This window comes from Gardnerella sp. 30-4 (assembly GCF_001641215.1).
Taxonomy (GTDB): Bacteria; Actinomycetota; Actinomycetes; order Actinomycetales; family Bifidobacteriaceae; genus Bifidobacterium; species Bifidobacterium leopoldii.
In genome coordinates this window covers 1-551 of sequence record NZ_LXJL01000181.1, presented here as the reverse complement: position 1 = coordinate 551, position 551 = coordinate 1, and the positions used below count along the sequence as shown (strand labels likewise).

The following is a 551-nucleotide window of genomic DNA, read 5'->3' as shown; positions in this document are numbered from 1 at the left end:
AAATAGGGACAGTCAATTGAACTGCTCCTATTTTTCTGCTAAATATATTGTAGTTTTCTTATATGTATAATGATAGATTAGCGGATTCTCATCTACGGTACTTACTTCAAATATGAAGAAGTGATCGCGGTTACCTGCATATTTGTTTTCTAACGCTTTTAGTGCGAGTAGGTTATCTTCATGTATGAGCATGTTTTCTGTATTAGGATCATTTTTGCAGTTTGATTTTTCTTTATCCTCAACTAGAATCCTAGGCTCTATTTTGATTTCTTTATCCTTACCAAGCCACGTAAGTTCCAGTTTTTGATTATTAGCCATTACTTTTCATCCTCCGCTATAAATTCCAAAATATCGTTGGGCGTGCAGTGTAAAGCTGTGCAGATACCTTCCACTTTTTCCAGTGATATATATTGCCCAGTGCGTAGTTTCGTAATAATGTTGGCGGAAATATTGCTCATTCTCATTAAGTCCTGATTGGAAATATCTTCTTCAATCATGCGATGTAATAGTTTTTTATAACTAACAGCCATAATTCCCTCCTTATTTTAATA

General features: G+C 34.3%; 2 protein-coding genes. Both read right to left on the bottom strand.

What is annotated here, in order from left to right; all coding sequences use genetic code 11:
- Positions 1–27: 27 nt before the first annotated feature.
- The gene (locus A5294_RS06495; RefSeq protein WP_064340746.1) at positions 28–318 is read right to left on the bottom strand and encodes a DUF5960 family protein; all 291 of its coding nucleotides are present in this window, start codon (positions 316–318) and stop codon (positions 28–30) included.
- On the bottom strand, positions 318–530 hold the full coding sequence (locus A5294_RS06490) for a helix-turn-helix transcriptional regulator (protein WP_004121956.1): 213 nt from the start codon (positions 528–530) through the stop codon (positions 318–320). The genes A5294_RS06495 and A5294_RS06490 overlap by 1 nt, the downstream gene beginning before the upstream one ends.
- Positions 531–551 lie beyond the last annotated feature (21 nt).